This is a genomic window from Microbacterium sp. 22195, assembly GCF_052056515.1.
Taxonomy (GTDB): Bacteria; Actinomycetota; Actinomycetes; order Actinomycetales; family Microbacteriaceae; genus Microbacterium.
This window is the reverse complement of the sequence record NZ_JBQEPE010000004.1, coordinates 43,528-69,250: the sequence shown is the minus strand read 5'-3', so window position 1 is coordinate 69,250 and position 25,723 is coordinate 43,528. Positions and strand designations below refer to the sequence as shown.

The following is a 25,723-nucleotide window of genomic DNA, read 5'->3' as shown; positions in this document are numbered from 1 at the left end:
CGTCCGGTGAACCTCTGTCAGCACCGCCGTTCGATTCAACCAGTGCCGTTCGAAGGAGAACTCATGCAGATCACGGGACAGGGCGCGCTCATCACGGGCGGAGCCAGCGGACTCGGACTCGCGACCGCACGTCGACTCGCCGCAGCTGGCGCGCAGGTCACGATCATCGACCTGCCGAACTCGGCCGGCGCCGAGATCGCCGCAGAGCTCGGCGGCGCGTTCGCCCCTGCCGACGTCACCAGTGCCGAGCAGGTGGCCGCGGCCGTGGCATCCGCTCAGGCGACCGCACCGCTGCGCGTCGTCGTCAACTGTGCCGGCATCGCCCCACCCGCCAAGGTGCTCGATCGCGACGGCAACCCGGCCGATCTGGACGCCTTCGAGCGGATCATCCGCATCAATCTCGTCGGCACGTTCAACGTGATCTCGCAGGCATCCGCCGTCATCGCGCAGAACGAGCCGACCGACGACGGCGACCGCGGCGTGATCGTCAGCACCGCCAGCGTCGCGGCCTTCGACGGGCAGATCGGCCAGCCCGCCTACTCCGCGTCCAAGGGCGGCGTGCACGCCATGACCCTGCCGATCGCACGCGAGCTGGCCCGCTACGGCATCCGCGTCTGCACGATCGCCCCCGGCATCATGGAGACCCCGATGCTCGCCGGCCTTCCGCAGGCGGCGCAGGACTCGCTCGGCCAGCAGGTGCCGTACCCGTCCCGCCTCGGCAGGCCCGACGAGTACGCCGCGCTGGTGGAGCACATCGTCGCCAACGGCTACCTGAACGGCGAGACCATCCGCCTGGACGGCGCCATCCGCATGGCCCCGAAGTGACCCCTCGCCGACCTGAACGCACGCTCGAAGGAGAACCCATGTCCCTCGCAGGAAAGACCATCCTGATGTCGGGCGGCAGCCGCGGCATCGGCCTCGCCATCGCGCTGCGCGCCGCAGCCGACGGCGCGAACATCGCGATGCTCGCCAAGACCGACACCCCGCACCCCAAGCTCGAGGGCACCGTGCACACCGCCGCCGAGGCCATCCGTGCGGCGGGCGGGAAGGCCCTGCCGATCGTCGGCGATGTGCGCAGCGACGACGACATCACCGAGGCCGTGCTGAAGACGCAGGGCGAGTTCGGCGGCATCGACATCGTGATCAACAATGCGAGTGTGATCGACCTCTCCCGCTCCGCCGACCTCGCCGCCAAGAAGTACGACCTGATGCAGGACGTCAACGTGCGCGGCACGTTCATGCTCTCGCGCGCGGCGGTGCCGGTGATGAAGGATGCGCCGAACCCGCACATCCTCTCGCTGTCGCCGCCGCTGAACATCTCGGCGAAGTGGCTGGGAGCCCACACCGGTTACACGCTGGCGAAGTACGGCATGACGATGGCGACGCTGGGCCTCGCTGCCGAGTTCGCGGATGCCGGCATCGCCGCCAACACGCTCTGGCCGCGCACGACGATCGCCACCGCCGCCGTGCAGAACCTGCTCGGCGGGGACCGCGTGATGGCGGCCAGCCGCACCGCCGACATCTACGCGGACGCCGCCTACTCGGTGCTGAACAAGCCGGCCGCGTCGTACACGGGCCAGACGCTCATCGTCGAGGACGTGCTCGAGGCGGATGGAGTGACCGACTTCTCGAAGTACGCCGCCGTGCCCGGCACCCCTGACGACCGGCTGTTCCCGGACATCTTCCTGGACTGAGGTCTTCCCGGACCTCCCGGGCCGAGTTCGCTCAGACCAGCAGGTACAGCGCTCCGGCGATCGTGAGCACGATCACCAGCCGGTCGAACAGCCGCTGCGGCATCCGCTTCGCCAGGCGGATGCCGATCAGGGCGCCGATCACGACCAGGGGCGCGAGCAGCAGGTCCAGCAGCAGCACGGACGGCGTGATCAGGCCGATGCCCGCCAGGAACGGCACCTTGGTCAGGTTCACGATCGCGAAGAACCATGCCGAGGTGCCCAGGAACACCTTCACGGGCGTGCGGGTGGCGAGGAAGTACATCGACATCACCGGGCCGCCCGAGTTGGCGACCATGGTCGTGAATCCCGCGAGCGTCCCGTAGCCGGCGGCGGCGATGCGCCCGGCCTTCTCGGTGCGCGAGCGCCATCGCCGCCACAGGGTGATCGCGATCATCGCGAGCAGGATGACGGCGATCGTGCGACGGACGATCCCGTCCTTGGCCAGCGCGAGGAAGACGGCGCCGACCAGCAGGCCGACGATCACCGCGGGCGCGAGCCGGAGCAGGGTGCGCCGGTCGGCGTGCCGCCGGTACGTCGTGAGCGCGAACACGTCACCGACGATGAAGAGCAGCAGCACGGTCGCCGTCGAGGTGCGCGCCGGGAGGATCGATGCCGCCAGCACCACGGTCACGGTCGAGCTGCCCGGGATCGCGGTCTTGCCCAGCCCCGCGACGAGGGCGCCGAGGCCGAGGAGCGCCCAAGCCCACGGTGCGAGATCGAGCATCCGGGTCTCCTGTTCGGGTCGGACTCAGTCTTTCACGGTGAGACTCGGGTGCGCCCGCCGTCGCCCGTGCGGGAGGAGCATCCGTCGGAAAACGGAGACGGGCTGCGGCGTGTCGCGCTGAGGTGCCGTCGACATGCCGTGACTGCGTCAGATCGTCTCTGTTTTCCGGTACGTATGCGCCTGGCTTGCCAGCTTGCCGCGCCCCTCAGGCGCGCACGGCCGCCAGGGCTGCGGCGAAGCGGGTCGCGCGGGCCTCGAGGTCGGCCCAGTCGCCGGCCGTGATGGATGCCGAGTTCGCCAGGTCGCCGCCGGCGCCGACGGCGACGGCGCCGGCCGCGAACCAGTCCGCGACGTTCTCGGGCTTGACGCCGCCTGTGGGCATCAGCGGTGCGTCGGGGAACGGGCCGCGCAGTGCGCCGAGGTAGGACGGGCCGCCGAGGGATGCCGGGAAGATCTTGACGACGTCGACGCCCAGCTCCAGCGCCGACATGACCTCGGTCGGCGTCAGCGCGCCGGTCATGACGACCGTGCCCGTGTCGAGCATGGCGCGGGTGAGGGCGGGGAGCGTGCCCGGACTCACCAGGAACTCGGCGCCCGCCTCGGCCGCAGCCGCCGCCTGCTCAGGCGTGGTGACCGTGCCGGCGCCGATGTACGCCGCGTCGCCGTGGCGGGCGATCAGCTCGCGGATCACGGCGGGGGCATCCGGTGTGGAGTAGGTGACCTCGATGCCGGGGATGCCGCCGCGGATGATCGCGTCGGCGGCTTCCAGGGCGGATTCGGGGGAGGGGGCGCGCAGCACGGCGAGGACGCCGGCGGCGCGGGCGCGGGAGAGGCGGTCGGTCATGAGGGCTCCGTTCGTCGCTCCATTGTGCGCTGGAACTACTTGTAATTACAAGTCGGGATCACCAGTTCTCGATCGCGTCCTTCGCCTGCTTCAGGCCCACGCCGGTCTCCTCGCGGTAGCGCTTGATCGCGCTGATCTTCTGATCATCGGCGATGAGCGCGGCGATCTCGGCCCTGGCGGCGGGGCTCAAGGCATCCGTCGGGCGGGGAGCGGATGCCGCGGCATCCGTGCTCCACGCCGTTCCCGGAACCCAGGCGTCGATCGCGTCCTTCGCCTCCTGCAGACTCAGGGACTGCAGCTCGCGCAGCCGCTTGATCGCGGCGATCTTCCGGTCGCCGGCGACCAGGGCGTCGATCTCAGCCGACTCCGCAGGTGTGAGGCTGCGAGGCGCGACGGACACCGGCGACTGCGGCGCCTTGGGCCGCATCCCCTTCGTGGCCCACGGCACGAGCACCAGCAGGACGACGACGGCCACGATCCACATCCACGGTTCCATGCCGACCAGCCTGCCAGCCCGGAGGCTCGGATACCGGGCATCCAGCCCTCTCGCGGGTCGTTCCCCGTACCCTTGATGCATGCCTGCATCCGACAAGACCCCGCCTGCCCGCAGCACGCCCGTGCGCACCACCGGGCCCGCTCGCACGCAGGTGCGCCCTGCGACGGAGGGGTGGACGCAGAAGAAGGATGCCGAGGGGCGGCCGCTGCTGCAGTTCGCGAGCCCCAAGCGCGGCAAGCCGCCCGTGCACCTGGCCGACATGACGCCCGAGGAGCGCATCGCGAAGGTGAAGGAGCTCGGGCTGCCCGGGTTCCGCGCCAAGCAGCTGTCCACGCACTACTTCACGCACTACACCTCCGACCCGGCGCACATGACCGACCTTCCCGCGGAGCAGCGCGAGGAGCTCGTCGGCGGGATGCTGCCGCCGCTCATGACCGAGGTGCGCCGGCTGACCACCGATCGCGGCGACACGATCAAGTTCCTCTGGCGGCTGCACGACGGCGCCCTGGTCGAGTCGGTGCTGATGCGCTACCCCGGCCGTATCACGCTGTGCGTGTCGTCGCAGGCGGGCTGCGGCATGAACTGCCCCTTCTGCGCCACCGGCCAGGCGGGCCTGACCCGCAACATGTCGACGGCCGAGATCGTCGAGCAGATCGTGCGCGCCAACCGCGCCATCGCGAACGGCGAGCTGGGTGGCAAGAAGCGCGACGACCACTCGATGGAGCGCGTCTCGAACATCGTGTTCATGGGGATGGGCGAGCCGCTGGCCAACTACAAGCGCGTGATGGACGCCGTGCGCGTCATGGTCGCGCCGCAGCCGAACGGCCTGGGCATGAGCGCTCGCGGCATCACGGTGTCGACCGTCGGCCTGGTGCCGGCGATCCGCAAGCTCGCCGACGAGAACATCCCCGTCACGTTCGCGCTTTCGCTGCACGCCCCCGACGACCAACTGCGCGATGAGCTGATCCCGGTCAACTCCCGCTGGAAGGTCGACGAGGCGCTGGATGCCGCGCGCGAGTACTTCGAGAAGACCGGCCGCCGTGTCTCGATCGAGTACGCGCTGATCAAGGACATGAACGACCACGCCTGGCGCGCCGACCTGCTCGCGGAGAAGCTCAACGCGCGCGGCCGCGGCTGGGTGCACGTGAACCCGATCCCGCTGAACCCGACGCCCGGCTCGATCTGGACCTCGTCCGACATCGACGTGCAGAACGAGTTCGTGCGCCGCCTGAACGACGCCGGCATCCCCACCACCCTGCGCGACACCCGCGGCAAGGAGATCGACGGCGCCTGCGGTCAGCTGGTCGCGACCACCGAGGACGAGGCCGCCGCGGCAGCGATGGCCTGAGCGCCCTCAGGTTCAGGCCATATCGCCGGGCGTCCGGAGGCGCAGCATCCGGCCCGACCCCTCGATGAGCTCGGGCCAGGAGCCGACGTCGACGGCGCACTCCGCGACGGCGCAGGTCGGGAACTCCACGAAGGCGCCCGTCAGCTCGGCGACGGCGTCCGTCATGCCGGGATTGTGGCCGACCAGCATCGCGACGTCGACCTCGTCGGGCAGGGCTGACGCGACCTCGAGGATCGTGCGGGCGGATGCCGCGTACAGTGCGTCCTCCTCGATCACGGGGATGCTGAAGGCCGCGGCGTACTCGTCGGCGGTGCTGCGTGCGCGGACGGCCGTGCTCGAGACGATGCGCTGGACCGCGACCCCCTCGTCGAGCAGACGGGCGGCCATCGCCGGGGCGTCACGACGACCTCGGCCGTTCAGCGGACGGTCGTGATCGGCGAGGCCGTGCAGGCCCCAGTCCGACTTCGCGTGGCGGGCCAGCAGCAGCGTCTTCATGCGTCCAGCCTGACAGGGCGTCGACGACACCGCATCCCTTTCCTGGGAGCCGTTCGCAGGGTTCGTCCGGGAGTCGCACAGCCGGGGTTTCCTAGCCTGGAGGGATGTCTTACTCCGCGCATCGCCCTGGACGGATGGGCTCGCAGGACCGCATCGAGGTCGACGGCGACGGTTCGAACGACGCGACGCCGTCCGCCGAGGTGCCCGAGTACTTCACCCGCGAGTACCGGCCGTCCGGCCCCGACACGGATGCCGGCATCGCCGCGAGCACCCTCGACGACGCGTCAGACCGCTCCACTCGGCCCAACCCGATCGTGCAGGACGCGCAGGAGACCGAGTCGTTCGACGTCGAGGACTTCCCGTTCTTCGACGAGCCCTCCCGGCCGAGCCGGGTGATCGTCGACGAGGCCGAGACCGCGGCATCCGAGCCGGCGACGGCCGAGCCGATCGCGGTTGACGAGCCGACGCCTCCGCGCTCGCCACGACCCAAGCGCGAGCGCCGCCCGCGCGTTCCCGGTTCCCGCCTGCGCACGCTCGCGATCCTCGGCGGCGCCGACGGCCCGATCCTCGACCGCGTCCCGGGGGAGACGCCCCGCTTCGTGCAGATGTTCTTCGTGCTCGCCGGCACCGCGCTGGTCTCAGCGATCTCGATGCTGTTCGCGCTCACGACCGGCGTGCAGGTGGCGATCTGGCTGGCCGTGCCGCTGGCGCTCGTGTGGGCGGCGATCATCTTCAACCTCGACCGCTTTCTCACGGCGACCATGTCGTCGTCGCGCAGCATCGGCAAGCTGATCGCGCTGGCCGTCCCGCGTGTGGCGATGGCGGCGCTGATCGGCTTCCTCGTCGCGGAGCCGCTCGTGCTGCAGGTGTTCCACAACGACATCGCGCGCGAGGTGGCGTCCACCAACATCACCCAGTCGCAGTCCGATCAGAAGGCGCTCGAGAAGGGGCCGGAGAAGAAGGCTCTGGACGCCGCGACCAAGCGGGTCGCCGCGCTCGAGAACCAGGCCGCGACCGGCATCGTCGCCGGCACCGACAAGGGCTCCGCATCGACTGCCGCCGCCAAGGCCACCGTCGACGATCTCACCCGCAAGATGGCCGAGCAGCAGAAGGTGATCGACTCCGCCCGTGCGCTGTACCAGTGCGAGCTGACCGGCGAGGGCGCGGGCACGGTTCCCGGCTGCACCGGCGTGCACGGCCAGGGCTCCAGCTCGGATGCGGCGAAGGCCCAGCTCGCGCAGGCCCAGCAGACGTACGACGCCCTGGCCGCGCAGCTGCGCGCCGCCAACGGCGACCTGTCCAGCGCCGAGACGGCCGAGAAGGCCAACACCACCGCATCCGAGTCGACCAACCGCCAGCAGGCGAAGGACCAGCTGCCGGCGGCGAAGAAGACCTACGAGAACGCGCTCGCCGCATACAACGCGCGGGCGGATTCAGTCGCGCAGGGGAACGCCGGGGCGATCGGGCTGCTCAGCCAGATCACCGGCCTGAACCGCCTGGCCGACAAGGAGCCCGCGATCTTCTGGGCGCACTGGCTGATCGCGGCGCTGTTCTTCATGATCGAGCTGCTGCCGGTCCTGGTGAAGGTGCTCACCAGTTACGGCGACCCGTCGCTGTACGAGAAGACCGCAGCGATCCGCAAGCAGGTCGAGCTCGACCGCGTGACCGCCGACGGCTTCCGCGACCGCGCAGCGATCGTGGCGGAGGAGGCCCCGGCCCCGGCAGCGTCGCCTCCGTGGGCGCCGCGGTTGCCGGACGATCTGGACGGCACCCCGACCGTGCCGCTGACCCGCGCCGACATCCGCGAGTCCGTGTCCGTCTGACCGGGTACGCCCCCGGTGGGTCACGCTCGCAAGGATGCTCCAGGTATCAAGATCGGCGGAAATCGGGCGCGCTGAAACGGCGGATGCTGATACCTGGAGCGTCAGGATCAGGCGGGCGCAATCAGGCGGGCTGCACCTCGAAAGTCACGCCCTCGACCCAGCGGCGGATGCCGCCGCCGGCGTCGACGAGCAGGCCCGAGGTGCCGGCTGCGCGGGGCAGCCAGTCCAGGTCGGCGCCCGCGGCGACGATCGCCGTCGCCCAGACATCCGCACGGGTGAGGCTCTCCGCGATGACCGTCGCCGAGCGGATGCCCGTGGCGGCCGCGCCCGTGCGGGGATCGACGATGTGTGCTCCGCGCTCCGCCGTGCCCGAGGTCGCCACGGCGCCGTTGCGCACCGGGACGGTCGCGATCACCTGAGCGCGATCGGCGGGGTCGACGATGCCGATGTTCCAGGTCCAGTCCGACTCCTCGGCGGTGAAGACCTGCAGGTCGCCGCCGACATCGAGGCCGACGGCCTGCACGCCCGGGACGTTCAGCAGCGGCAGGAGGTGCTCACGAGTCGCGCGCTCGGTCGCCCAGCCCTTCACGTACCCGGTCGGGTCGAAGACCCCGCCCAGGTGCGCGCTGAACAGGCCGCGCGTCTCGAACTCCGCTCCGTCGCAGGCCGCCTCGACCTCGGCCACCCAGGGGTCGGCATCCGCTATCCGCAGCTCGCCACGGGCGATGCGCTGCACATCGGATGCGGAGTCGTACATCGAGAAGACCCGATCTGCGCGGCGCAGCATGCCGAAGCAGCCCTCGATCGCGGCCTCGAGCTCGACACCGGCGGCACCGCCGATCACGTGCGCACTGGCGACAGTGCCCATCACGGGGCACACCTGCACGTGCCGGGAGGTCATGACGTCGCCTGGTCGAGGGCGCTCTGCAGGGACTGCTGATACCCCCGGCTGGTGTAGGTGGCACCCGAGATCATGTCGATCTGCGCCGACTGCGCAGAAGTGGTCTCGCTGATCAGCATCGGCACGGCCTGCTGATTGATCTGCCGGTCGCGAGGGTTCTCATTCGGATACTCGACGACGTCCACGGAGGCGATCCTCCCGCCGCTCACCGTGACCTGCACCTGCACCGGGCCGTAGCGGGTGCTCGCCGCGTCGCCGGTGAAGGTGCCGTCCTTAAGACCGGATGACGTCGTGCTGGACCCGGTCGTGCCGCCTGTCGCGTCGGAGCCGGATGCTGATCCCGAGCCGGACGCCGAATCGGACGAGTCCGTGTTCGAACCGGTGCCGGATTCCGATCCGGAGTTCGACCCGGTCCCGGAAGCCGAGCCCGAGGCGCCGGTCGACGCTGCCGGAGCCGCGGCGTTCGCGGTCGGGATCTCGGCCCCCGTGGAGGTGCGGTAGCTGAACAGCAGCACCAGCCCGCTGACGGTGGCGAGCGCCGCGTACGCGATGCGCTTCATCGGTCGTTCCATGATCTTCTCCTCGTCGTCGGGTTCCGGGTGTCAGGATGCTCAGATCGCGAACGCCTCGCGGTGGATGCGCTCCGGCGGGAAGCCGGCCGCGCGCAGGTCGTGCAGCACGGCATCCGCCCAGTCCGGCGGACCGCACACGTACACCTCGTGCTCGAGCACGTCGGGAGCGAGGTGGCGCAGCGCGTCGACGCCGTTCCAGCGGGCGTGCGACTCCGGCAGCCACGAGGCACCGGACCGCGCGCGGCGGCCGGGCAGCGCGATGTGCTGCACGCCGCGGTCGCGCACCAAGTCGGCCAGCGCCTCCGTGCGCAGCGCCGCTTCGGGAGTCGTGTCGCGGGTGATGATCACCGCTTCGCCGGGCGCATACGGCTCTCCCTCGAGCAGCGAGACCAGAGGCGCGACGCCGGCGCCCGCGCCGATCATCAGCATCCGCCGACCGCGCCTGCGCTCGCCGGTGAATCCGCCGTAGGGCCCCTCGACGTGCACCCGGGTGCCCGGGCGCAGTGCGGCGAGTCGCGACGTTCCGTCGCCGACGAGCCGCGCCGAGATGGTCAGCTCGTCACCGGTCGGCGCGGCGGAGAGCGAGAAGGGGTGCCCTCGCGTCCAGCCCGGCCCGTCCATGAAGCGCCAGATGAAGAACTGCCCCGGCTGCGCGCCGAGCCGCGCGATGCGCTCGCCGCGCATCCGCACGGTCACGCCGTCGGCGCCGTCGCGGGTGACGCTCGCGACGCGCAGCAGGTGCCGGCGGGAGCGCACCAGCGGCACGATCACGCGGTAGGCGATCACCGCGACGGCCGTGAGGATCCACAGGCCCCACCAGTACCAGGTGGCCGCGGCGGATGCCGTGAAGTCGGACCCGGTCCACAGCTGATGCGGCAGGGCGAGTCCGGCGCCGAGATAGCCGTACAGGTGCAGCAGGTGCCACGACTCGTAGCGCAGCCGGCGCCGTGCCCGCTTCATCGAGGTGAGCGCGACGAGGATCACGAGCGCCGTGCCCGCGGTCGCCAGCAGCATCCCCGGGTAGTCCACGACGAACTGCCACAGCTGCACGAGCGGGTTCAGCCCGGCGGATGCCGCATAGCCGAGCGTCTGCAGCACGATATGCGTGAGCAGCAGTGCGAAGGACCAGAAGCCGACGAGCCGGTGCATCCGCGTCATCCCGTCGCGGCCGAACCCGCGCTCGAACAGCGGGACGCGCGCCATCAGCAGCACCTGCAGGAGCAGCAGGTTCGAGGCGACCAGCCCAGTGAGGCGGCCGGCCGAGTTCAGCAGGTCGGCCCTGCCGGTGAACAGCGCCTGCACGCCCCCGCCGGCGACCCACAGGACCACGACGTACAGGCAGGTGGCCCAGACGGCGACCGTGGCGCCGAGACTCCACAGCTCGGCGCGACGCCGCCGTACCGCGGCGCTGGGGCGGATCGCGGCGCTGTGCGCGGCCGTCGAGCCGGTCGGCAGGGTGATCGTGGCCATGTGGTGCCTCCTCGAAGGTGTCGTGGTGCGGTCGGTGGTCCGGGTCGCGACGGATGCCGCTTCGGAGGGGGTTCCGGCGGCATCCGCCGCGACCCGGGGCTCAGGATCCCGGCGTGCTTCCGGGGGTCGGGGTGTCGTCGGAGTCGCTGCCGCCGGTGCTGCCGTCATCGGAACCGTTCGGTCCGCCGGGGCGCTGGCCGTCGCCGAAGCCCTGGCCGCCGCGCGGTGCGCGCTGGCCGCCGAAGCCGTCGTGCGGCATGCCCCGGTCGCCGCCCGGTCCGCCCCACGCCTGCTCGTGCATCCCGAACGGGCGCACCACGCTGTGTGCCACCCAGCCGCCGCCGAAGCCGAGCATCAGGATGACCACGCCGCCGACGACGCCGGCGCCGATGCGCGTTCCGGTGCGGCTCCAGAACGGCTTCGCGGGTTCCGCGGCTGCGGGCGCTCCGGGCTGCACCGGTGCGGCGTACGGCGCCGCCTGGCCCACGGGCGTCGTCGGAAGGATCGGGGTGGTCGACGCGCCGGATGCGACAGGAGCTCCCTGCGCAGGAGGAGCCGGCGGCGCCTGTGCCGCGGCGGGCGCCGCGGGTGCAGCATCCGGGGTCGGGGCCGATGCCGCCTCGGCGGTCGGCGTCGTGTCGGGAGCGCCGCCGTCGGCGGCCTCACCGGGGACAGAAGTGTTCTCGTTGTTCTCGCTCATGGGATGACTGTCGCGCTCGACCGCCAAGAAAGCCCCAAGAATCCGGCATCCTGCGGGTTCTCATAGGAAGGGGATCGACGATTCCCAGGTGGCGGCCGGCGCGGCGCGCGGTCAGGCGCGCGGGAGCGTCAGCAGGAAGGTCGTGCCCGCAGCGGAGGTGCGCTCGACCTCGACCGAGCCGCCGAACCGGTTCGCGATGTCGCGCACCAGGGCGAGGCCCAGACCGAACCCTCGTCGCTCGGTGGACGCCGTCGACCTGGCGAACCTCTCGAAGACGCGCTCCGGATCCATGTCGCCCAGACCCGGCCCGTGGTCGGCCACCCGGATCTCCGCACGACGCCCCGCGGGGGTCGCGGTCAGCTGCACGCTCGCGCCGTCCGGACTGTATCGCACCGCGTTGTCGAGCAGGGCGATCACGGCGCGCATGAGCGCCGTCTGCTCCGCCGCGACGCGCAGATCGGCGGGCGCCTGCACGTCGACGCGCACGCCGCGTTCGGCAGCCCGCGGACCGATCACGGCGGCGGCCTCCTGCAGGGCTTCGAACACCGACGCCGAGGCCGTGGCATCCGAATCCCGGGCCCCGGCGGTCTCGGCCGCCAGCAGCAGGTCCGTGAGCACGGCATCCATCACCGCGGCATCCGCGCGCATGTCCGCCAGCACCCGCCCGACGTCCTCGCCCTGTCGCAGCCGGTGCTCTGCCAGCTGGATGCGGCTGTTCAACGTCGTGAGCGGAGTGCGCAGCTCATGACTCGCATCCGCGACGAAGGCGCGCTGCACCCCGAGGGCCTCGGCGAGCGGCTCGGATGCCCGCCGCGACGCGTACCAGGCGATGACACCCAGCAGCAGCACCCCGATCACGCCCATCGCGATCACGACCGGCAGCACGTCGTCGAGATCGAGGATGCGATCGCCGAGCGGCTCGCCTGGTCGGCCGTGCGGCCGGGGCCCAGGCCGGCTCGCGGTGAGCAGGGCGGTGATGATCGTCGCGGTGACCGCTGTCACCACCGCGGCCGACGCGATGCCGACCCAGAGGCCGGTGTGCAGCGCGGAGCGCTGCACGCGCGCGCGATCGGCGGCGACGGCGTGATCTGTGCGGGCGCTCATCGCGGCATCCCGCTGCGATAGCCGCGTGCGCGGACGGTGTCGATGATCTCGGGAGTGGACTTGCGGCGGATGTAGTGCACGTAAGCGTCGACGGTGCCCGCCGAGCCGCCTGGGAAGAGGCTCGCGACGATCTCCTCGCGCGAGAAGACGTGCTCGGGGCTGGAGGTCAGCAGCTCGAGCAGGTCGGCCTCGGCCTGGGTGAGCGGCACGCGTCCGCCGTCCGGGCCGTAGAGCGCCAGCGAGGTGGTGGAGAACAGCCAGTCGCCGATCTCGCGGCGCGTGCCCGGTCCGCGTCCCCGTCGGAGAGCGCGCAGCCGGGCGCGCAGCTCGTCGAAGTCGAAGGGCTTGAGCAGGTAGTCGTCGGCCCCGGCATCCAGGCCGCTCACCCGGTCGGCCACCGTGCCGAGTGCCGTGAGCATGATCGCCGGAGTCGTGATGTGCGCGGTGCGCACGGCCTGCAGCAGCTCGGCGCCCGTCATGCCGGGGAGGCGCCGGTCCACGACCATCACGTCGTAGCGCTGTCCGAGGGCGAGCTCCAGCGCGCGCTCGCCCGTGCGCGCATGGTCGACGAGGTACTCGTCCGAGAGCACCTCGACGACGATCGCGGCGGTCTCGGCCTCGTCCTCGACGTACAGCAGCCGCGGCTGGGTGGGCATGGGAACAGTGTGACAGAGCCCGCCCTCGTGGTGCTGGGAGGGGGATAGCGTTGGACCATGGTCAACTATCGCTATCTCGGCAACAGCGGTCTCAAGGTCTCGGAGATCACCTACGGCAACTGGGTCACGCACGCCTCGCAGGTCGGCGACGACGCTGCGGTCGCCACCGTGCACGCCGCACTGGATGCCGGCATCACCACGTTCGACACCGCGGACACCTACGCCAACACGGCCGCCGAGGTCGTGCTCGGCAAGGCGCTCGCAGGTCAGCGCCGCGCAGGACTGGAGATCTTCACCAAGGTCTACTTCCCGACCGGCCCGAAGGGCCCCAACGACACCGGCCTGAGCCGCAAGCACATCCGCGACTCGATCGACGGCTCGCTGCAGCGCCTCGGCGTGGAGTACGTCGACCTGTACCAGGCGCACCGCTACGACCACGAGACCCCGCTCGAGGAGACCATGCAGGCCTTCGCCGACGTGGTCCGCCAGGGCAAGGCGCTGTACATCGGCGTCTCGGAGTGGACCGCCGAGCAGCTGCGCGAGGGCCACGCGCTGGCTCGCGAGCTGGGCGTGCAGCTCATCTCGAACCAGCCGCAGTACTCCATGCTGCACCGCGTGATCGAGGGCAAGGTCGTGCCGGCCTCGGAGGAGCTGGGGATCTCGCAGATCGTCTGGTCGCCGATGGCGCAGGGCGTGCTCAGCGGCAAGTACCTGCCCGGTCAGCCGGTGCCGGACGGCTCCCGCGCCACCGACCCGCATTCGGGTGCGCACTTCATCCAGCGCTTCCTGCAGGACGACATCCTCGCGGCCGTGCAGAACCTCAAGCCGATCGCGGCCGAGGCGGGCCTGACGATGCCGCAGCTCGCGATCGCCTGGGTGCTGCAGAACCCGAACGTGGCCGCGGCCCTGGTCGGCGCGTCGCGCCCCGAGCAGCTCGCCGACAACGTCAAGGCCTCCGGCGTGAAGCTGGACGCCGAGGTGATGACCGCGATCGACACCGCGCTCGCCGGCGTGGTGTTCGACGACCCCGAGGACACCTACACGGTCTCTCCGAAGGAGCGCCTGGTCTGAGGCATCCGACTGCCCGGGGCCCTTCGCTCGAAGCGCCCCGGGCAGTCGGCGTCACTCCTTGACGGCGCCCGACGTCAGCCCTGCGACGATCCACCGGCTCGCCAGGGCGAACATCAGCATGGTCGGCAGGATCGTCAGCACGGCGGCGGCCGACATCGAGCCCCAGTCGATGTTGAACGTGGAGATGAAGCCGTTCAGCGCCGAGGGCACCGTCCGGTTCTCGTCGGTGTTCATCAGCACCACCGACAGGAACAGCTCGTTCCAGCAGTTCACGAAGTTGAAGATGAACGCGGCGATGATGCCCGGCGTCATCACCGGGACCAGCACCCGGAACAGCGCGCCGAGGCGCGAGCATCCGTCGATCATCGCCGCCTCCTCGAGCGCGTCCGGCACGTTCTCGAAGAAGCCCCGCAGCATGACCGTCGAGAACGGGATGCAGATGGCGATGTACACCAGGATCAGCCCGGGCTTGGTGTCGACCAGCCCCAGGTCGCTCATCATCGAGTACAGCGGTCCCAGTGCGATGAACGCCGGGATCATCTGCGTGAGCAGGAACGCGATCAGCACCGCGCCCTTGCCGCGGAACTCGAACCGGGCGATCACGTACGCGCTCAGCAGCGCGATCAGCGTGGCGACGGCACCCGCTGTCAGCGCGACCAGTGCGGAGTTGCCCAGGAAGACCCCGAAGGCGCTGTCCTGGAACAGGCTCACGTAGTTCGCAAGCGACGGCTCGCTCGGCCAGTACTCGATCGGGTAGCGGTTGATCGTGCCCGGCGCCTTGAACGAGGTCAGCGCGATCCAGTACAGCGGGAACAGCGTGATGATCAGCCAGAGCGCCAGCCCGACGACGCGCACCACGCCGCCGACGGTCACCCTGCGCGGACCGCGGGGAGCGGATGCCGGGTTCGGCACGGTCAGGCGCCGCGTCGCATCGATCGGAGACGTCATCGTGGAGGTCATCGCTGCACCTTCCTCATCGCGACCAGGTAGAACGCGCAGAACACGAACAGGATGGCGACGACGATCAGCCCGATCGCGCTGGCGATGCCGTAGTTGCCCTGCTGCGTGTAGTCGATCATCCAGGTGGTGATGATGTGCGTCTGCTTGGCAGGGCCGCCGTTCGTCATCGCCCAGATGATGTCCGGGAAGTTGAAGATCCAGATCACCCGCAGCAGGATCGTCAGCATCAGCGTGACCGAGATGTACGGGATGATGATCGAGAACAGCTGGCGGGCCTTGCCGGCACCGTCGAGGCTCGCAGCCTCCAGCACCTCATCGGGCACGGACTGCAGAGCCGCCAGGATCATGATGGCGAAGAACGTCACGCCGTACCAGATGTTGGCGGTGATCACCGCGAGCATCGCGAGCTTCGGGTCGGCCAGCCAGGGCAGCGGCTGCGAGATGAGGCCGGCCTTCATGAGCAGGTCGTTGACGACGCCGAACTCGGCGTTGAACATCCAGCGGAACAGCATGCCGATCAGGAACCCCGACACCGCCCACGGGAAGAACACGAGCGCCTGGTAGAGCCCGCGGAACCGGAACCGCCTGCGCAGGGCGAGGGCGATCAGGAAGCCGATCACCAGCTGCGGGACGAGCGAGCCCACCACCCACAGCACCGAGTTCCAGGCGACGGTCGGGAACAGCGGATCCTGGAACACCGCGACGAAGTTGTCGAAACCGACCCACGGCGTGGAGGTGAGATCCCACAGGTTCCAGTCGTGGAACGCCATCCGTGCGCCCTGCAGCATCGGGTAGTAGGTGAACCAGCAGACGAACACGATCGCAGGGAGCATGAACGCCAGCAGCGTCAGCGCCTGCCGGGACCGGAACGGACGGCGCCGGGAGGCCCCGCCGGTCGTGCCGACGGAGCCTCCCTTCGAGTGCGTGCTCGTCACGACTCAGCCCTTCTTCTGGGACGCGTACTTCTCCGTCCAGAACTCGTCCCAGGACTTCAGCAGTTCGCTCGTGGACATGTTGCCGAGCAGCACCTTCTGGACGTCCTGATCGGACTTCTGGATCCACTCGGTCCACCAGCTGACGCCGCGGGGCTGACGCACGTTGACATACGTCTCGGGGTCCTTGGTCATCGTGACGTAGCTGCTCCAGGGGCCGGTCTTGTAGAAGTCGTCATCCGCGGCGGATGCGATGATCGGCACCAGGCTGTTCGCCTGGGCGAACTTCGTCGCCGGCTCCTTCGAGGAGAGGTACTCGACGAGCTTGACCGCCGCCTCCTTGTTGGCGCTCTTCTGCGCTACGCCCCAGCCCGCGACCGCCAGCGGCTGCGCGGCCTTGCCGCTGGGGCCGACGAGCAGCGGAGCGGTGTCCCACTGGTCGGCCTTCAGCGAGGACGCCTGCACGGTGGCGATCACCTCGGGGTCCTGCAGCAGGAACGCCGTGGTCCCGTTGGTGAAGCCCGCGACCATCTCGGGGTAGCCCCAGGACACGGCCGACGGCGGCGACGCCTTCTTGAACAGGGCGAAGTAGTCGTCCACGGCCTGCTGCGCCTCGGGAGCCGCGAACATCGTCGTGCCGTCCTTCATCAGGAACGCGTCGTCGACGTTGAGATCGTCGATCGTGTACGCCTCGATAGCGGCGACGACGTTGCTGTTCGCGTTCTGGCCGCCGCGGAACGCGTAGCCGTAGACGTTCTTGCCCGGGTCCTGGATCTTGGTCGCCTGCTCGAGCAGGTCGCTCCAGCTGTGCGGCGGACCGTCGAAGCCGGCCGCCTCGACCAGGTCGGTGCGGTAGAAAAGCGACAGGCCGTAGAAGCCGTACGGCACGAAGTAGGTCTTGCCGTCCTCGGCGACCGATGCCGACTTGGCGTTGTCGGTCAGGTCACCCCAGCCGTCCCACTTGCCCAGGTCGCTCTTCAGGTCGTACAGCCAGCCGTTGTTGGCGAACGGCCCGACCGTGATGTCGCGCACCTCGAGCACGTCGACTCCGCGTCCGGACTGCAGCATCTGCTGGATCTTCTGATCGGCCTGCTCGGTGGGAGGGGAGACCAGGTTGACCTTGATCTTCGGGTTCTCCTTCTGGAAGTCGTCCAGCATCGAGCGGATCAGCTTCGTGCGGGCCGGGTTGGTCAGGCTCTCGACCATCTGCAGCGTGACGGTGCCGTCGGCGGCGGGGGTGCCTCCGGAGGAGCAGCCGGTCAGTGCGAGGGCGGCGACGGTGCCGATGCCCGCGGCGACCGTCAGGATCCTGTTCTTCATGTTGTGCCTCTCAATCGGGGTGTTGGATGTTGCGTCTGTCAGGAGATGGATGCCGAGGAGCGGACGCCGATGCCGGCCCGCCGGAGCAGCTGCGGCACGCACCGCTCGACGAACGCCTCGAAGTCGGAGCTCTCGGTGTACAGGTGCACCGACAGGCGGTAGTAGCCGACGCCGCGGAAGCTGGTGAACGCCGTCTCGACGCCCACCTCGTCCAGCAGCTGCATGCGCAGCTCATCGGCGTCCTCGCGCGTGGCGCCCAGACCCTGGGGGAGCCGGATCAGGCGCATCGACGGCACCGGCGAGGGGAGCGGCGTCAGCGGGTCGGTCTCGCTGTACGGGCGCAGTGCGTCGGCGATCGCCTCCGCCCCGGCATCCGCCATCTCGGTCATCGCCTCGCGGGCCGCTGCCCAGCCGATCTCCTGCTCGATGAAGTCGATCGCCGCAGGCGTGCTGATGTAGGTGGTGGCGTCGATCGTGCCCTGGGTGTCGAAGCGTCCGGGGAACGACTCGGGCGCTCCCCACGAGTCGATCAGCGGCCACAGCTCCTGGCGGTCGTGCGCCCGGGTGACCAGCAGTGCCGAACCGCGCGGGGCGCAGGGCCACTTGTGCAGGTTGCCGAACCACCAGTCGCCGCCGCCGGCGATGGCCGCGTCCGGGATGAGGCCGGGCGCGTGCGCACCGTCGACCAGGGTGCGGATGCCGTGCACCGCGGCGTCCTCGGCGATGCGCCGGGTGGGGAGGAGGCGGGCGGTGGGGGAGGTGATCTGATCCACCACGATGAGCCGGGTGCGTGCGGTGCGGGCCTCGGCGAACAGCTGCACGACCTCGTCGTCCGAGGCGGACAGCGGGATGCCGACCGTGCGGACCTGCGCGCCGAAGCGGCGGGCCAGGCGCTGCGCGCCCATGGTGACCGCGCCGTACCCGTGGTCGGTGACGAGGATCTCGTCGCCGCCTTCGAGGCGCAGGGCGTTGTAGACCACGGTCGCCGCGGCGGATGCGTTCGGGACGAAGACGCTGTCCTCGGGGCGGGCGCCGACGAACGGCGCGGTGCGCTCCCTGGCCGCGCGCACGCGCTCGCCGATGCGCGGGAACCATTCCACCGGGCTGCGGTCGGCCCTGCGACGGAGCTCGTCCTGGTGCGCGACGACCGGCGTCGGGACGGCGCCGAACGAGCCGTGGTTGAGGTGGATGATGTTCGGATCCAGGGGCCACGCATCACGCGCACGGGTGAAGGAGTTCAGCCGGAGTGGGGCGGGAGCGGGGGTGGCCGTCATTGGTCCTCATCTGTCATTACAGCAAGTTGTTGCACAACTTTGCCACACTCGCCGCGCGAATGCGAGAGAAGTCCGCCCAGAAGTCAAAAGTTGTTATACAAATATGGGTGAGGGGCGAAATCCGTCAGAATTCAGGAATCCGGCTCGAGGGGAGAGGGGCACGCATGAGCGCGCTCGACACGGCACTGCACGGCCTGCGTGCGCTCATCGCCGACGGCACGCTGCGGCCGGGCGACAGGCTGCCCAGCGAGGGCGAGCTGTGCGAGCAGCTGGGAGTCTCGCGCGGGTCGCTGCGCGAGGCGATCAGGATGCTGGCCGCGCTGGGGGTGCTGGAGACCCGGCACGGCTCCGGCAGCTACGTGGGCGACCTTCGCGCCGCCGACCTGATCAGGAGCCTGTCGCTGACCGTCGGACTGCTGCCGATGGAGGGAGTGCTGGAGCTGACCGAGTTGCGCAGAGCACTCGAGCCCCATGTCACGGCCCTCGCGGCATCCCGGATCGACAGGGACACCCTCGAACAGCTGGAGCGACTCCTCGATGAGAACGAGGCGACGACGGACTTCGACGAGCAGTCCCGGATCGACCACGAGTTCCACATGACGATCGCGCGCGTGGCGGGCCAGGACGCGCTCACCAGCCTCATCGACGTGCTCAGATCGCGTTCCCGCTCGTACCGCATGGCGAACTCCGAGGACGCGGCGGAGCTCAAGCTGCACTCCGATGCCGGCCATCGTGCGATCCTGCGGGGGCTGACGGACGGGGATCCGGTCGCGGCGTCGTCCGCGGCCTCGGCGCACGTCGCCTACACGGAGTACTGGGTCAAGAAGAACTCGGCGCTCACCTGACGCCGGTTCTCGGCTCGGATGCCGCGCCGCCGCGCGGCGTCAGAGCAGACCGAAGATCGCGCCCGGGTTGAGGATGTTCTGCGGGTCGAGCGCCTTCTTGATGCGCAGGTTCAGCTCCAGCACGTCGTCGCCGAGATAGTCGGCCAGCCAGGGCTGCTTGAGCCGCCCGACGCCGTGCTCGCCGGTGATCGTGCCGCCCAGCTCGATCGCGAGCGCCATCACCTCCCCGAAGGCGAGGTCGGCGTTCGCGCGCTGCTCGGCATCCGTCGGGTCCAGCACGATCAGCGGATGCGTGTTGCCGTCGCCGGCGTGTGCGACCACGGCGATCTCGACACCGCGCGCCTCGGCGATCGCGCGCATGCCGTCGATCAGGTCCCCCAGGTGCGGCAGCGGCACGCCGACGTCCTCCAGCAGCAGCGCGCCGCGCTTCTCGACAGCCGGGATCGCCTGCCGGCGGGCCTCGATCAGCGCCTCGCTCTCGTCCGGATCGCTGGTCGCGTACACCTCGGATGCTCCGTGCAGGCCGCAGGTCTGCTCGATGGCCTCGATCTGCGCGGCCGCGACCTCGACGGACTCGTCCGACTGCACGATGAGCATCGCCGCCGACTCGCGGTCGAGGTCCATCCGCATCATGTCCTCGACCGCGTTGATCGTGACGCGGTCCATGAACTCCAGCATCGACGGGCGCATGGCGGCCTTGATGTCGACCACCGCCCTGATCGCGCCCTCGACGGTCGGGAACATCGCGACGAGTGTCGTGGGCATGCGCTGCGCCGGGACGAGCCGCAGGATCGCCTCCGTGACGATCCCGAGCGTGCCCTCGCTGCCCACGAACAGCTTGGTGAGCGAGAGGCCGGCCACATCCTTCAGCCGCGGGCCGCCGAGCGTGATCGCCCGCCCGTCCGCGAGCACGACCGTCAGGCCCAGCACGTAGTCGGTGGTGACGCCGTACTTCACGCAGCACAGCCCGCCGGCGTTGGTGGCGATGTTGCCGCCGATCGAGCAGAACTCCTGCGACGACGGGTCCGGCGGGTACCAGAGGCCGTGCTCGGATGCCGCCGCCTTGACCTCCGCGTTGAAGGCGCCCGGCTGCACCACGGCCATCTGCAGGGCGGCGTCGATGCGGATCTCGCGCATCCGCTCCAGGGAGATCACGATGGTCCCGTCCACGGCGGACGATCCGCCCGACAGCCCCGACCCGGCTCCTCGGGGGATCACTCCGACCCCCTCCTGCGCGGCGATGCGCACGGCCGCCTGCACGTCCTCGGTGGAGGTCGCCCGCACCACCGCGAGGGGGGTGCCGGCATCCGGATCCTCGGCGCGGTCCCGGCGGTACGCCTGCAGCGAGTCGGGGTTCGTGATGACGGAGCCGTCCGGCAGCGCGGCGATGAGGGCGGAGATCACGCGCGCGTCGCGGTCATCGGACATGGGCATCCTCGGCATTCCCGCTGCGTCTGGCGGCAGCGCACTCCCCACTGTGGCACAGCGACGGTCGCGCGCACGGTCGTTTCCGCCTGCCGGACACGGCGATCGGCGCCGCTGTCACAGGATGCTGATGTCGACCTGCAGGTCGTGCGTGAGCTTCTCGAGGTCGGCGCGCAGCGCGTCCAGATCGGCGGATGCCGGGGCCGACGCCGTCACGGCCGATTCGAACAGCCGCCCGCCGGCCATCGCGGCGTCACGGGTCTCGGTGGTCATGCTCCGGATGCTGAGCGCATGCGCGCTGAGCACGCCGGCGACCTCGCGGACGATCCCGGGGCGGTCATCGCCCAGCACCGTGACGGACAGGTGCCGCTCATCGGGCGCCGGGCTCGTGTCCGACCCGGTGCTCACGGTCACGGCCAGCATCCCGTCGAGGCCGCGCAGGGCGTCGCGCAGCTCGTCGACGCGATCGTCGGCGACCGTCAGCTGGATGACGCCGGCGAAGGTGCCGGCGAGTTCGGCGAGGCTGCTGTTCTCCCAGTTGCACCCGTAGGCGCCCGTGAGATCGGCGACGGCGGAGACGAGTCCGGGGCGATCCGCTCCCGCGACCGTGAGGATGAGCGTGGTCATGCGCTCACTGTAGTCGCGAGGCCGTCGTCCTGTCAGGACCAGGAACCTCCGGCCAGGAATCGCTCCATCCGCTCGCGGTGCGGGGCCAGATCCCAGCCCTGCGCTGCCACCCAGTCGTCGGAGTAGTATGTCTCGGCGTAGCGGGCGCCGCCGTCGCAGATCAGGGTGACGACGCTGCCGGTCTCGCCCGCGTCCCGCATCCGTCCGATCAGCTCGAAGGCGCCGTACAGGTTGGTGCCGGTCGAGCCGCCGGCCCAGTGCAGGGTGCGCTCGCGCAGCAGCCGGATGGCGGCGACCGACGCGGCATCCGGCACCTGGATCATCTCGTCGATCACGCTCGGCACGAAGGACGCCTCCACCCGCGGGCGGCCGATGCCCTCGATCCGGGACGGGCTGCCTGCGGCATCCGCATCGCCCTTCCATCCGGCGTAGAACGCGGAGCCCTCCGGGTCGACCACCGCCACCTGCGTGGCGTGGCGGCGGTAGCGCACGTAGCGGCCGAACGTGGCGCTGGTGCCGCCGGTGCCTGCGCCGACGACGATCCACCGGGGGACCGGATGCCGCTCCTGCGCCAGTTGGCTGAACACGCTCTCGGCGATGTTGTTGTTGCCGCGCCAGTCGGTGGCGCGCTCGGCGTAGGTGAACTGGTCGAGGTAGTGACCGCCGCACTCGGAGGCCAGCCGGCGCGCCTCGGAGGAGATCTCGGAGGCGTGCTCGACCAGGTGGCAACTGCCCCCGTAGAACTCGATCAGGTCGATCTTCTCGGGGCTGGTGGAGCGCGGCACGACGGTGACGAAGTCGAGGCCCAGCATCCGGGCGAAGTACGCCTCGCTCACGGCCGTCGATCCGCTGGAGGACTCGACCAGGGTGGTGCCCTCGTCGATCAGGCCGTTGACCAGGCCGTAGAGGATCAGCGAGCGGGCCAGGCGATGCTTGAGCGAGCCGGTCGGATGCACCGACTCGTCCTTCAAGTACAGGTCGATGCCCCAGTCGGCGGGCAGCGGGAACAGGTGCAGATGCGTGTCGGCGGAGCGGTTGGCATCCGCTTCCAGGACCCGGATGGCGGAACTGACCCAGTCACTCATGCTTCGAGCGTAGCGGGGCGCTCCGCTCGGGTCAGTTGTCGGTGTAGCCGCCCTCGCCGGTCGAGCCGTCGTAGTCGAAGGTGCGCGTCTCGAGCGTGATCTGGATGTCCTCGCCGAGCGGCTGCTGTGCGAGCAGCTTCGCCTCGACGTCGGCGGCCTTGGCCGCGTACTCCTGCGCCTCCTCATCGGTGACGCCCCAGATCGTCCCGGCCTTCAGATCGGTGATGATGTACAGGAACGCAGTGACGGCGGTGCGGTTGAACTCATCGTCGGGGATCTTCTGCCAGAGCGACCCGTCGTCGCGCGCCGTGCGGTACTCGTCGATCTTCGCCTGCAGCTCGTCGCCGATCGTGGCGGCTGCACCGGAGGAGGGGTCCTCGCCGGACGTCGTGTCGTCGGAGCCCGCCGCAGGAGCGTCGGAGTCGGACGTCGACGCGGGGGCCGGGGCCGAGCTGAAGTCGAAGACACCGGCGGGGCCGACCAGCAGCAGCCGGATCAACACGAAGAGGATCGCGACACCCACCACGATGCCGCCGATGATGACCGCCGTGAGCCAGCGCTGGGAGCTCTGCTCCGGCTGATGGCCCGGCCCGAAGGATGCCGGCGTCGCAGCGGACGGCTGCCCGCCCCAGACCGGGGTCGGCGGCAGGCCGTACGACTGCGCGGTGGGAGTTCCGGGCTGTGCGCCGCCGCGCGCCGGCGCGGGCTGCGCTGCGTACGGCGGCCCGGACGGCAGGCCGTAGGGCTGAGCAGGTTGTGCGCCGTAGGGCGGTGCCGGCTGGGCGCCGTAGGGCGGTGCGGCCTGCGCCCCGTACGGCTGCGCCCCGTAAGGCGGTGCGGGCTGCGATCCGTGCGGCGGTGCGGGCTGCGTGGCGTACGGCGGTGCGGGCACGGCGGGCAGACCGTACGGCTGCGTTCCGTACGGCTGCGCGGGCGCGCCACTCCACGCGGGCGGCGCGCCGGGCGGCGCGGGGACAGGAGCGCCGTCGGCGGGTGCGCCGTAGGGCGGCGCGGTCGGCATCGCCGGGGACGCCGCGCGTGCGGCATCCGTCGGCTCCGGCGGCGCAGGCGGGATCACCGGATACCCGGCCCCCGGCGCAGGTGCGTCTTCCTCGCGCATGATCGTCGTCTCCCCCTCGATCGCGTGTCGACTCAGAGAATATCCGCTGCGCGGCTCAGGGGATGCGGACCAGCGATCCGCGCGAGGCCTCCGGGCCGAGCTGGAACTCGAAGCGCGAGCGGTCGCCGCGGTGGTGCGCGATGAAGAACTCGATCGGGGTGCCCGACGCGTCGCGGCTCACGCTGCGCAGGCGCAGCAGCGCCGAGCCGGCGCTCACGCCGAGCAGCTGCGCCTGCTCGTGGGTGGCGACAGTCGCCTCGGCGGAGCGCACGCCGCTGGTCGCGACGATCCCGTGCTCCTCGAGCAGCCGGTACAGCGAGGTCTCGTGCAGATCCGCGCCCAGGGTGACCGCGCCCACGGCCTCCGGCATCCAGGTCGTCGACAGCGACCAGGCGTCGCCGTCGACGTGCCGCAGACGCGTCAGCACCACGATCGGCGATCCCTCCTCCACTTCGAGGGCGGCCGCCACCTCGGCATCCGCCTCGATGGTCTCGTGCCGGAGGATGTCGCTGTGCACGTGGCCGCCGCGGCTCGCGACCTCGTCGTACAGACCCACGAGGGTGTGCACCAGCGACTCGCTGGTGCGCGGGCGGGCGACGAAGGTGCCCTTGCCCTTGACCCGCTCGACCAGGCCCTCGTGCTCCAGTTGCGCGAGCGCCTGGCGCACGACCGTGCGCGAGATCCCGTACTGCTCGCACAGCCGGTGCTCGCCGGGCAGCGGATCGCCCGGATGCAGGCCGTCCTGCTCGATGTGGTCGATGATCAGCTGCCGCAGCTGGTCGTACATGGGCGTGGCCGAGAGCCGGTCGATTCCCCCCGTGGTCATCATGCTCCTCAGTATGCGACGCCGGCGTGCAGGATCACGTTGGCGTAGGGCGTGAACTCGCCGGAGCGCACGAAGGCGCGCGCGGCGTGCGTGCGCTGCTTGAACTCCACGTGCGGCACCAGCTCGATCTCGATGCCCGGCAGCCGCTCGCGCAGCGCGTCGAGCACGTGCGGGCTGACCTCCGCGACCTCGGCGGAGACCGTCGCACCCTCGACGACCATCTCGGCGAGCACGGTGTCGAGCACGTCGAAGAACGCGGGGGCGCCCGGACGGTACGCCAGATCGATCCGCTCGGACCCGGGCGGGATCGGCAGCCCGGCATCCGTCACGACGATCAGATCCGTGTGGCCGGTCTCGCTGATCACCCGGGACAGCGCCGGGTTGATCGTGGTGGACGTCTTGCGCATGGCTCCTCCTACTTCTGCTGCGCGGCCAGCAGCGCGTCGACCTCGGAGCGCACGGGAAGGCTCGGCGACGCGCCCTGGCGGGTCACGGCGATGGCTCCGGCGGCGCTGGCCAGGCGGGTGGCGTCGGCGAGCGTCCAGCCCTCGGCGAGGGCGGCGCCCAGGTATCCGGCGTAGGCGTCGCCGGCGGCCGTCGTGTCGATCGGTTCGACGGGGATGGGTTCGATGAACGAGGTCCCCTCGGCGGTCACCACGCAGGAGCCCTTCTCCGCCATGGTGATCACCGCTGAGCCCACGCCCTGTGCCAGGAACCAGCGACCGGCCTCCTCCGCCGAGGCGGCATCGGTGACCTCGATCCCGCTGATCAGGGTGGCCTCGGTCTCGTTGGGTGTGACGATGTCGATGCTGCGCCACACCTCCGCGTCCAGCGTCGCCGCGGGTGCGGGGTCGAGCACCACGGTCATGCCCAGCTGGCGTGCGCGCTGGGTGATGTGCAGGGTGAGGGATGCCGGTGTCTCCAGCTGCGTGAGCAGCACGGAGGTGGTCGGCGCGAGGGCCTCGAGCGCGGCGTCGATCTGCTCGGCGCTGAGCTGCGCGTTCGCCAGCGGCACCATCACGATGTCGTTCTGCGCCGAGGCGTCGACGCGGATGTGCGCGATGCCGGTGGGGCCCGGGACGGTGCGCAGATGGGTGAGGTCGACGCCCGCGCCGCTGAGCCCTTCGACGATGAGGTCGTGGAACAGGTCGTCGCCCACGCAGCCGACGAAGCTCGTGCGGGCGCCGGCGAGGCCCGCGGCGACGGCCTGGTTCGCGCCCTTGCCTCCGAGCAGCAGGGTGAACTGGTCGCCGAGGATTGTCTCGCCCCGCGCGGGCAGGCGCTGGGAGAAGGTGGTCACGTCAGCGGTCACGCTTCCGACGATCACGACGCCGGTGCGGGCGGGCTGGTCGCTGGTCATGTTCTCCCGATC

General features: G+C 70.6%; 27 protein-coding genes. 6 read left to right on the top strand and 21 right to left on the bottom strand.

Annotated features, from left to right (window positions below):
* Positions 1-63 precede the first annotated feature (63 nt).
* Positions 64-825, top strand: coding sequence for an SDR family NAD(P)-dependent oxidoreductase (locus ACTJJ4_RS12960; protein WP_440943714.1), 762 nt, complete (start codon positions 64-66; stop codon positions 823-825).
* A 38-nt stretch (positions 826-863) separates the two neighbouring features.
* Complete coding sequence (locus ACTJJ4_RS12955) at positions 864-1,694, top strand: SDR family oxidoreductase (protein ID WP_440943713.1); 831 nt, start codon at positions 864-866, stop codon at positions 1,692-1,694.
* A 31-nt stretch (positions 1,695-1,725) separates the two neighbouring features.
* On the opposite strand, the gene ACTJJ4_RS12950 is transcribed toward ACTJJ4_RS12955, so the two are convergent.
* The 3 genes from ACTJJ4_RS12950 to ACTJJ4_RS12940 all read right to left on the bottom strand — a co-directional run bounded on the left by ACTJJ4_RS12950 (position 1,726) and on the right by ACTJJ4_RS12940 (position 3,797).
* Positions 1,726-2,457, bottom strand: coding sequence for a sulfite exporter TauE/SafE family protein (locus ACTJJ4_RS12950; RefSeq protein WP_440943712.1), 732 nt, complete (start codon positions 2,455-2,457; stop codon positions 1,726-1,728).
* Positions 2,458-2,662: 205 nt separating this feature from the next.
* Positions 2,663-3,301, bottom strand: coding sequence for a bifunctional 4-hydroxy-2-oxoglutarate aldolase/2-dehydro-3-deoxy-phosphogluconate aldolase (locus tag ACTJJ4_RS12945; protein WP_440943711.1), 639 nt, complete (start codon positions 3,299-3,301; stop codon positions 2,663-2,665).
* Between the two features lie 58 nt (positions 3,302-3,359).
* Complete coding sequence (locus ACTJJ4_RS12940) at positions 3,360-3,797, bottom strand: ribosomal protein L7/L12 (protein WP_440943710.1); 438 nt, start codon at positions 3,795-3,797, stop codon at positions 3,360-3,362.
* 79 nt (positions 3,798-3,876) lie between these two features.
* On the opposite strand from ACTJJ4_RS12940, the gene rlmN reads away from it, so the two are divergent.
* A complete protein-coding gene (gene rlmN, locus ACTJJ4_RS12935; RefSeq protein WP_440943709.1) occupies positions 3,877-5,145 on the top strand; it encodes a 23S rRNA (adenine(2503)-C(2))-methyltransferase RlmN in 1,269 nt (422 codons plus the stop codon).
* A gap of 12 nt (positions 5,146-5,157) precedes the next feature.
* On the opposite strand, the gene ACTJJ4_RS12930 is transcribed toward rlmN, so the two are convergent.
* On the bottom strand, positions 5,158-5,640 hold the full coding sequence (locus ACTJJ4_RS12930; protein WP_440943708.1) for a SixA phosphatase family protein: 483 nt from the start codon (positions 5,638-5,640) through the stop codon (positions 5,158-5,160).
* 104 nt (positions 5,641-5,744) lie between these two features.
* On the opposite strand from ACTJJ4_RS12930, the gene ACTJJ4_RS12925 reads away from it, so the two are divergent.
* Positions 5,745-7,463: a DUF4407 domain-containing protein gene (locus ACTJJ4_RS12925; protein ID WP_440943707.1), complete on the top strand. Its 1,719-nt coding sequence runs from the start codon at positions 5,745-5,747 to the stop codon at positions 7,461-7,463.
* Positions 7,464-7,584: 121 nt separating this feature from the next.
* Here the strand turns inward: ACTJJ4_RS12925 and ACTJJ4_RS12920 are convergent, their stop codons facing one another.
* From ACTJJ4_RS12920 to ACTJJ4_RS12895, 6 genes are all read right to left on the bottom strand, one after another.
* Positions 7,585-8,364, bottom strand: a complete 780-nt coding sequence (locus ACTJJ4_RS12920) for an FAD:protein FMN transferase (RefSeq protein WP_440943706.1) — start codon at positions 8,362-8,364, stop codon at positions 7,585-7,587.
* A complete protein-coding gene (locus ACTJJ4_RS12915) occupies positions 8,361-8,924 on the bottom strand; it encodes an FMN-binding protein (protein ID WP_440943922.1) in 564 nt (187 codons plus the stop codon). The genes ACTJJ4_RS12920 and ACTJJ4_RS12915 overlap by 4 nt, the downstream gene beginning before the upstream one ends.
* 51 nt (positions 8,925-8,975) lie before the next feature.
* Positions 8,976-10,406, bottom strand: coding sequence for a ferredoxin reductase family protein (locus tag ACTJJ4_RS12910; protein WP_440943705.1), 1,431 nt, complete (start codon positions 10,404-10,406; stop codon positions 8,976-8,978).
* 100 nt (positions 10,407-10,506) lie between these two features.
* Positions 10,507-11,106, bottom strand: coding sequence for a hypothetical protein (locus ACTJJ4_RS12905; protein ID WP_440943704.1), 600 nt, complete (start codon positions 11,104-11,106; stop codon positions 10,507-10,509).
* Between the two features lie 111 nt (positions 11,107-11,217).
* On the bottom strand, positions 11,218-12,210 hold the full coding sequence (locus ACTJJ4_RS12900) for a sensor histidine kinase (RefSeq protein WP_440943703.1): 993 nt from the start codon (positions 12,208-12,210) through the stop codon (positions 11,218-11,220).
* Complete coding sequence (locus tag ACTJJ4_RS12895) at positions 12,207-12,866, bottom strand: response regulator transcription factor (RefSeq protein ID WP_440943702.1); 660 nt, start codon at positions 12,864-12,866, stop codon at positions 12,207-12,209. Before ACTJJ4_RS12895 ends, ACTJJ4_RS12900 begins: the two co-directional genes overlap by 4 nt.
* A 57-nt stretch (positions 12,867-12,923) precedes the next feature.
* Between ACTJJ4_RS12895 and ACTJJ4_RS12890 the strand changes: the two genes are divergently transcribed.
* Positions 12,924-13,937 carry an aldo/keto reductase family protein gene (locus ACTJJ4_RS12890; protein WP_285637960.1) on the top strand — a complete coding sequence of 338 codons (1,014 nt, stop codon included), beginning with the start codon at positions 12,924-12,926 and terminating at the stop codon, positions 13,935-13,937.
* Between the two features lie 51 nt (positions 13,938-13,988).
* Here the strand turns inward: ACTJJ4_RS12890 and ACTJJ4_RS12885 are convergent, their stop codons facing one another.
* The 4 genes from ACTJJ4_RS12885 to ACTJJ4_RS12870 are packed head-to-tail and all read right to left on the bottom strand — an operon-like array spanning position 13,989 to position 18,423.
* Entirely contained in the window at positions 13,989-14,897 is a 909-nt protein-coding gene (locus ACTJJ4_RS12885) for a carbohydrate ABC transporter permease (protein ID WP_440943701.1), read from the bottom strand.
* Positions 14,894-15,832: a carbohydrate ABC transporter permease gene (locus ACTJJ4_RS12880; protein ID WP_440943700.1), complete on the bottom strand. Its 939-nt coding sequence runs from the start codon at positions 15,830-15,832 to the stop codon at positions 14,894-14,896. Before ACTJJ4_RS12880 ends, ACTJJ4_RS12885 begins: the two co-directional genes overlap by 4 nt.
* Before the next feature lie 3 nt (positions 15,833-15,835).
* A complete protein-coding gene (locus ACTJJ4_RS12875; RefSeq protein ID WP_440943699.1) occupies positions 15,836-17,149 on the bottom strand; it encodes an ABC transporter substrate-binding protein in 1,314 nt (437 codons plus the stop codon).
* A gap of 38 nt (positions 17,150-17,187) precedes the next feature.
* Positions 17,188-18,423 carry an aminotransferase class V-fold PLP-dependent enzyme gene (locus ACTJJ4_RS12870; RefSeq protein ID WP_440943698.1) on the bottom strand — a complete coding sequence of 412 codons (1,236 nt, stop codon included), beginning with the start codon at positions 18,421-18,423 and terminating at the stop codon, positions 17,188-17,190.
* A gap of 164 nt (positions 18,424-18,587) precedes the next feature.
* On the opposite strand from ACTJJ4_RS12870, the gene ACTJJ4_RS12865 reads away from it, so the two are divergent.
* Positions 18,588-19,268 (top strand): FadR/GntR family transcriptional regulator, encoded by a 681-nt coding sequence (locus ACTJJ4_RS12865; RefSeq protein ID WP_440943697.1) that lies wholly within the window; start codon positions 18,588-18,590, stop codon positions 19,266-19,268.
* A gap of 39 nt (positions 19,269-19,307) precedes the next feature.
* Here the strand turns inward: ACTJJ4_RS12865 and ACTJJ4_RS12860 are convergent, their stop codons facing one another.
* The 7 genes from ACTJJ4_RS12860 to ACTJJ4_RS12830 form a co-directional block, all read right to left on the bottom strand.
* Positions 19,308-20,696 (bottom strand): FAD-binding oxidoreductase, encoded by a 1,389-nt coding sequence (locus ACTJJ4_RS12860; protein WP_440943696.1) that lies wholly within the window; start codon positions 20,694-20,696, stop codon positions 19,308-19,310.
* A 114-nt stretch (positions 20,697-20,810) separates the two neighbouring features.
* Positions 20,811-21,320, bottom strand: a complete 510-nt coding sequence (locus tag ACTJJ4_RS12855) for a glycine cleavage system protein R (protein WP_440943695.1) — start codon at positions 21,318-21,320, stop codon at positions 20,811-20,813.
* Positions 21,321-21,352: 32 nt separating this feature from the next.
* A complete protein-coding gene (locus tag ACTJJ4_RS12850) occupies positions 21,353-22,405 on the bottom strand; it encodes a PLP-dependent cysteine synthase family protein (protein WP_440943694.1) in 1,053 nt (350 codons plus the stop codon).
* Positions 22,406-22,436: 31 nt separating this feature from the next.
* Positions 22,437-23,525, bottom strand: coding sequence for a hypothetical protein (locus ACTJJ4_RS12845; protein ID WP_440943693.1), 1,089 nt, complete (start codon positions 23,523-23,525; stop codon positions 22,437-22,439).
* A gap of 55 nt (positions 23,526-23,580) precedes the next feature.
* A complete protein-coding gene (locus tag ACTJJ4_RS12840; protein ID WP_440943692.1) occupies positions 23,581-24,351 on the bottom strand; it encodes a GntR family transcriptional regulator in 771 nt (256 codons plus the stop codon).
* An 8-nt stretch (positions 24,352-24,359) separates the two neighbouring features.
* Complete coding sequence (gene rbsD / locus ACTJJ4_RS12835; protein WP_292697424.1) at positions 24,360-24,758, bottom strand: D-ribose pyranase; 399 nt, start codon at positions 24,756-24,758, stop codon at positions 24,360-24,362.
* An 8-nt stretch (positions 24,759-24,766) separates the two neighbouring features.
* A complete protein-coding gene (locus ACTJJ4_RS12830) occupies positions 24,767-25,711 on the bottom strand; it encodes a ribokinase (RefSeq protein ID WP_440943691.1) in 945 nt (314 codons plus the stop codon).
* Positions 25,712-25,723 lie beyond the last annotated feature (12 nt).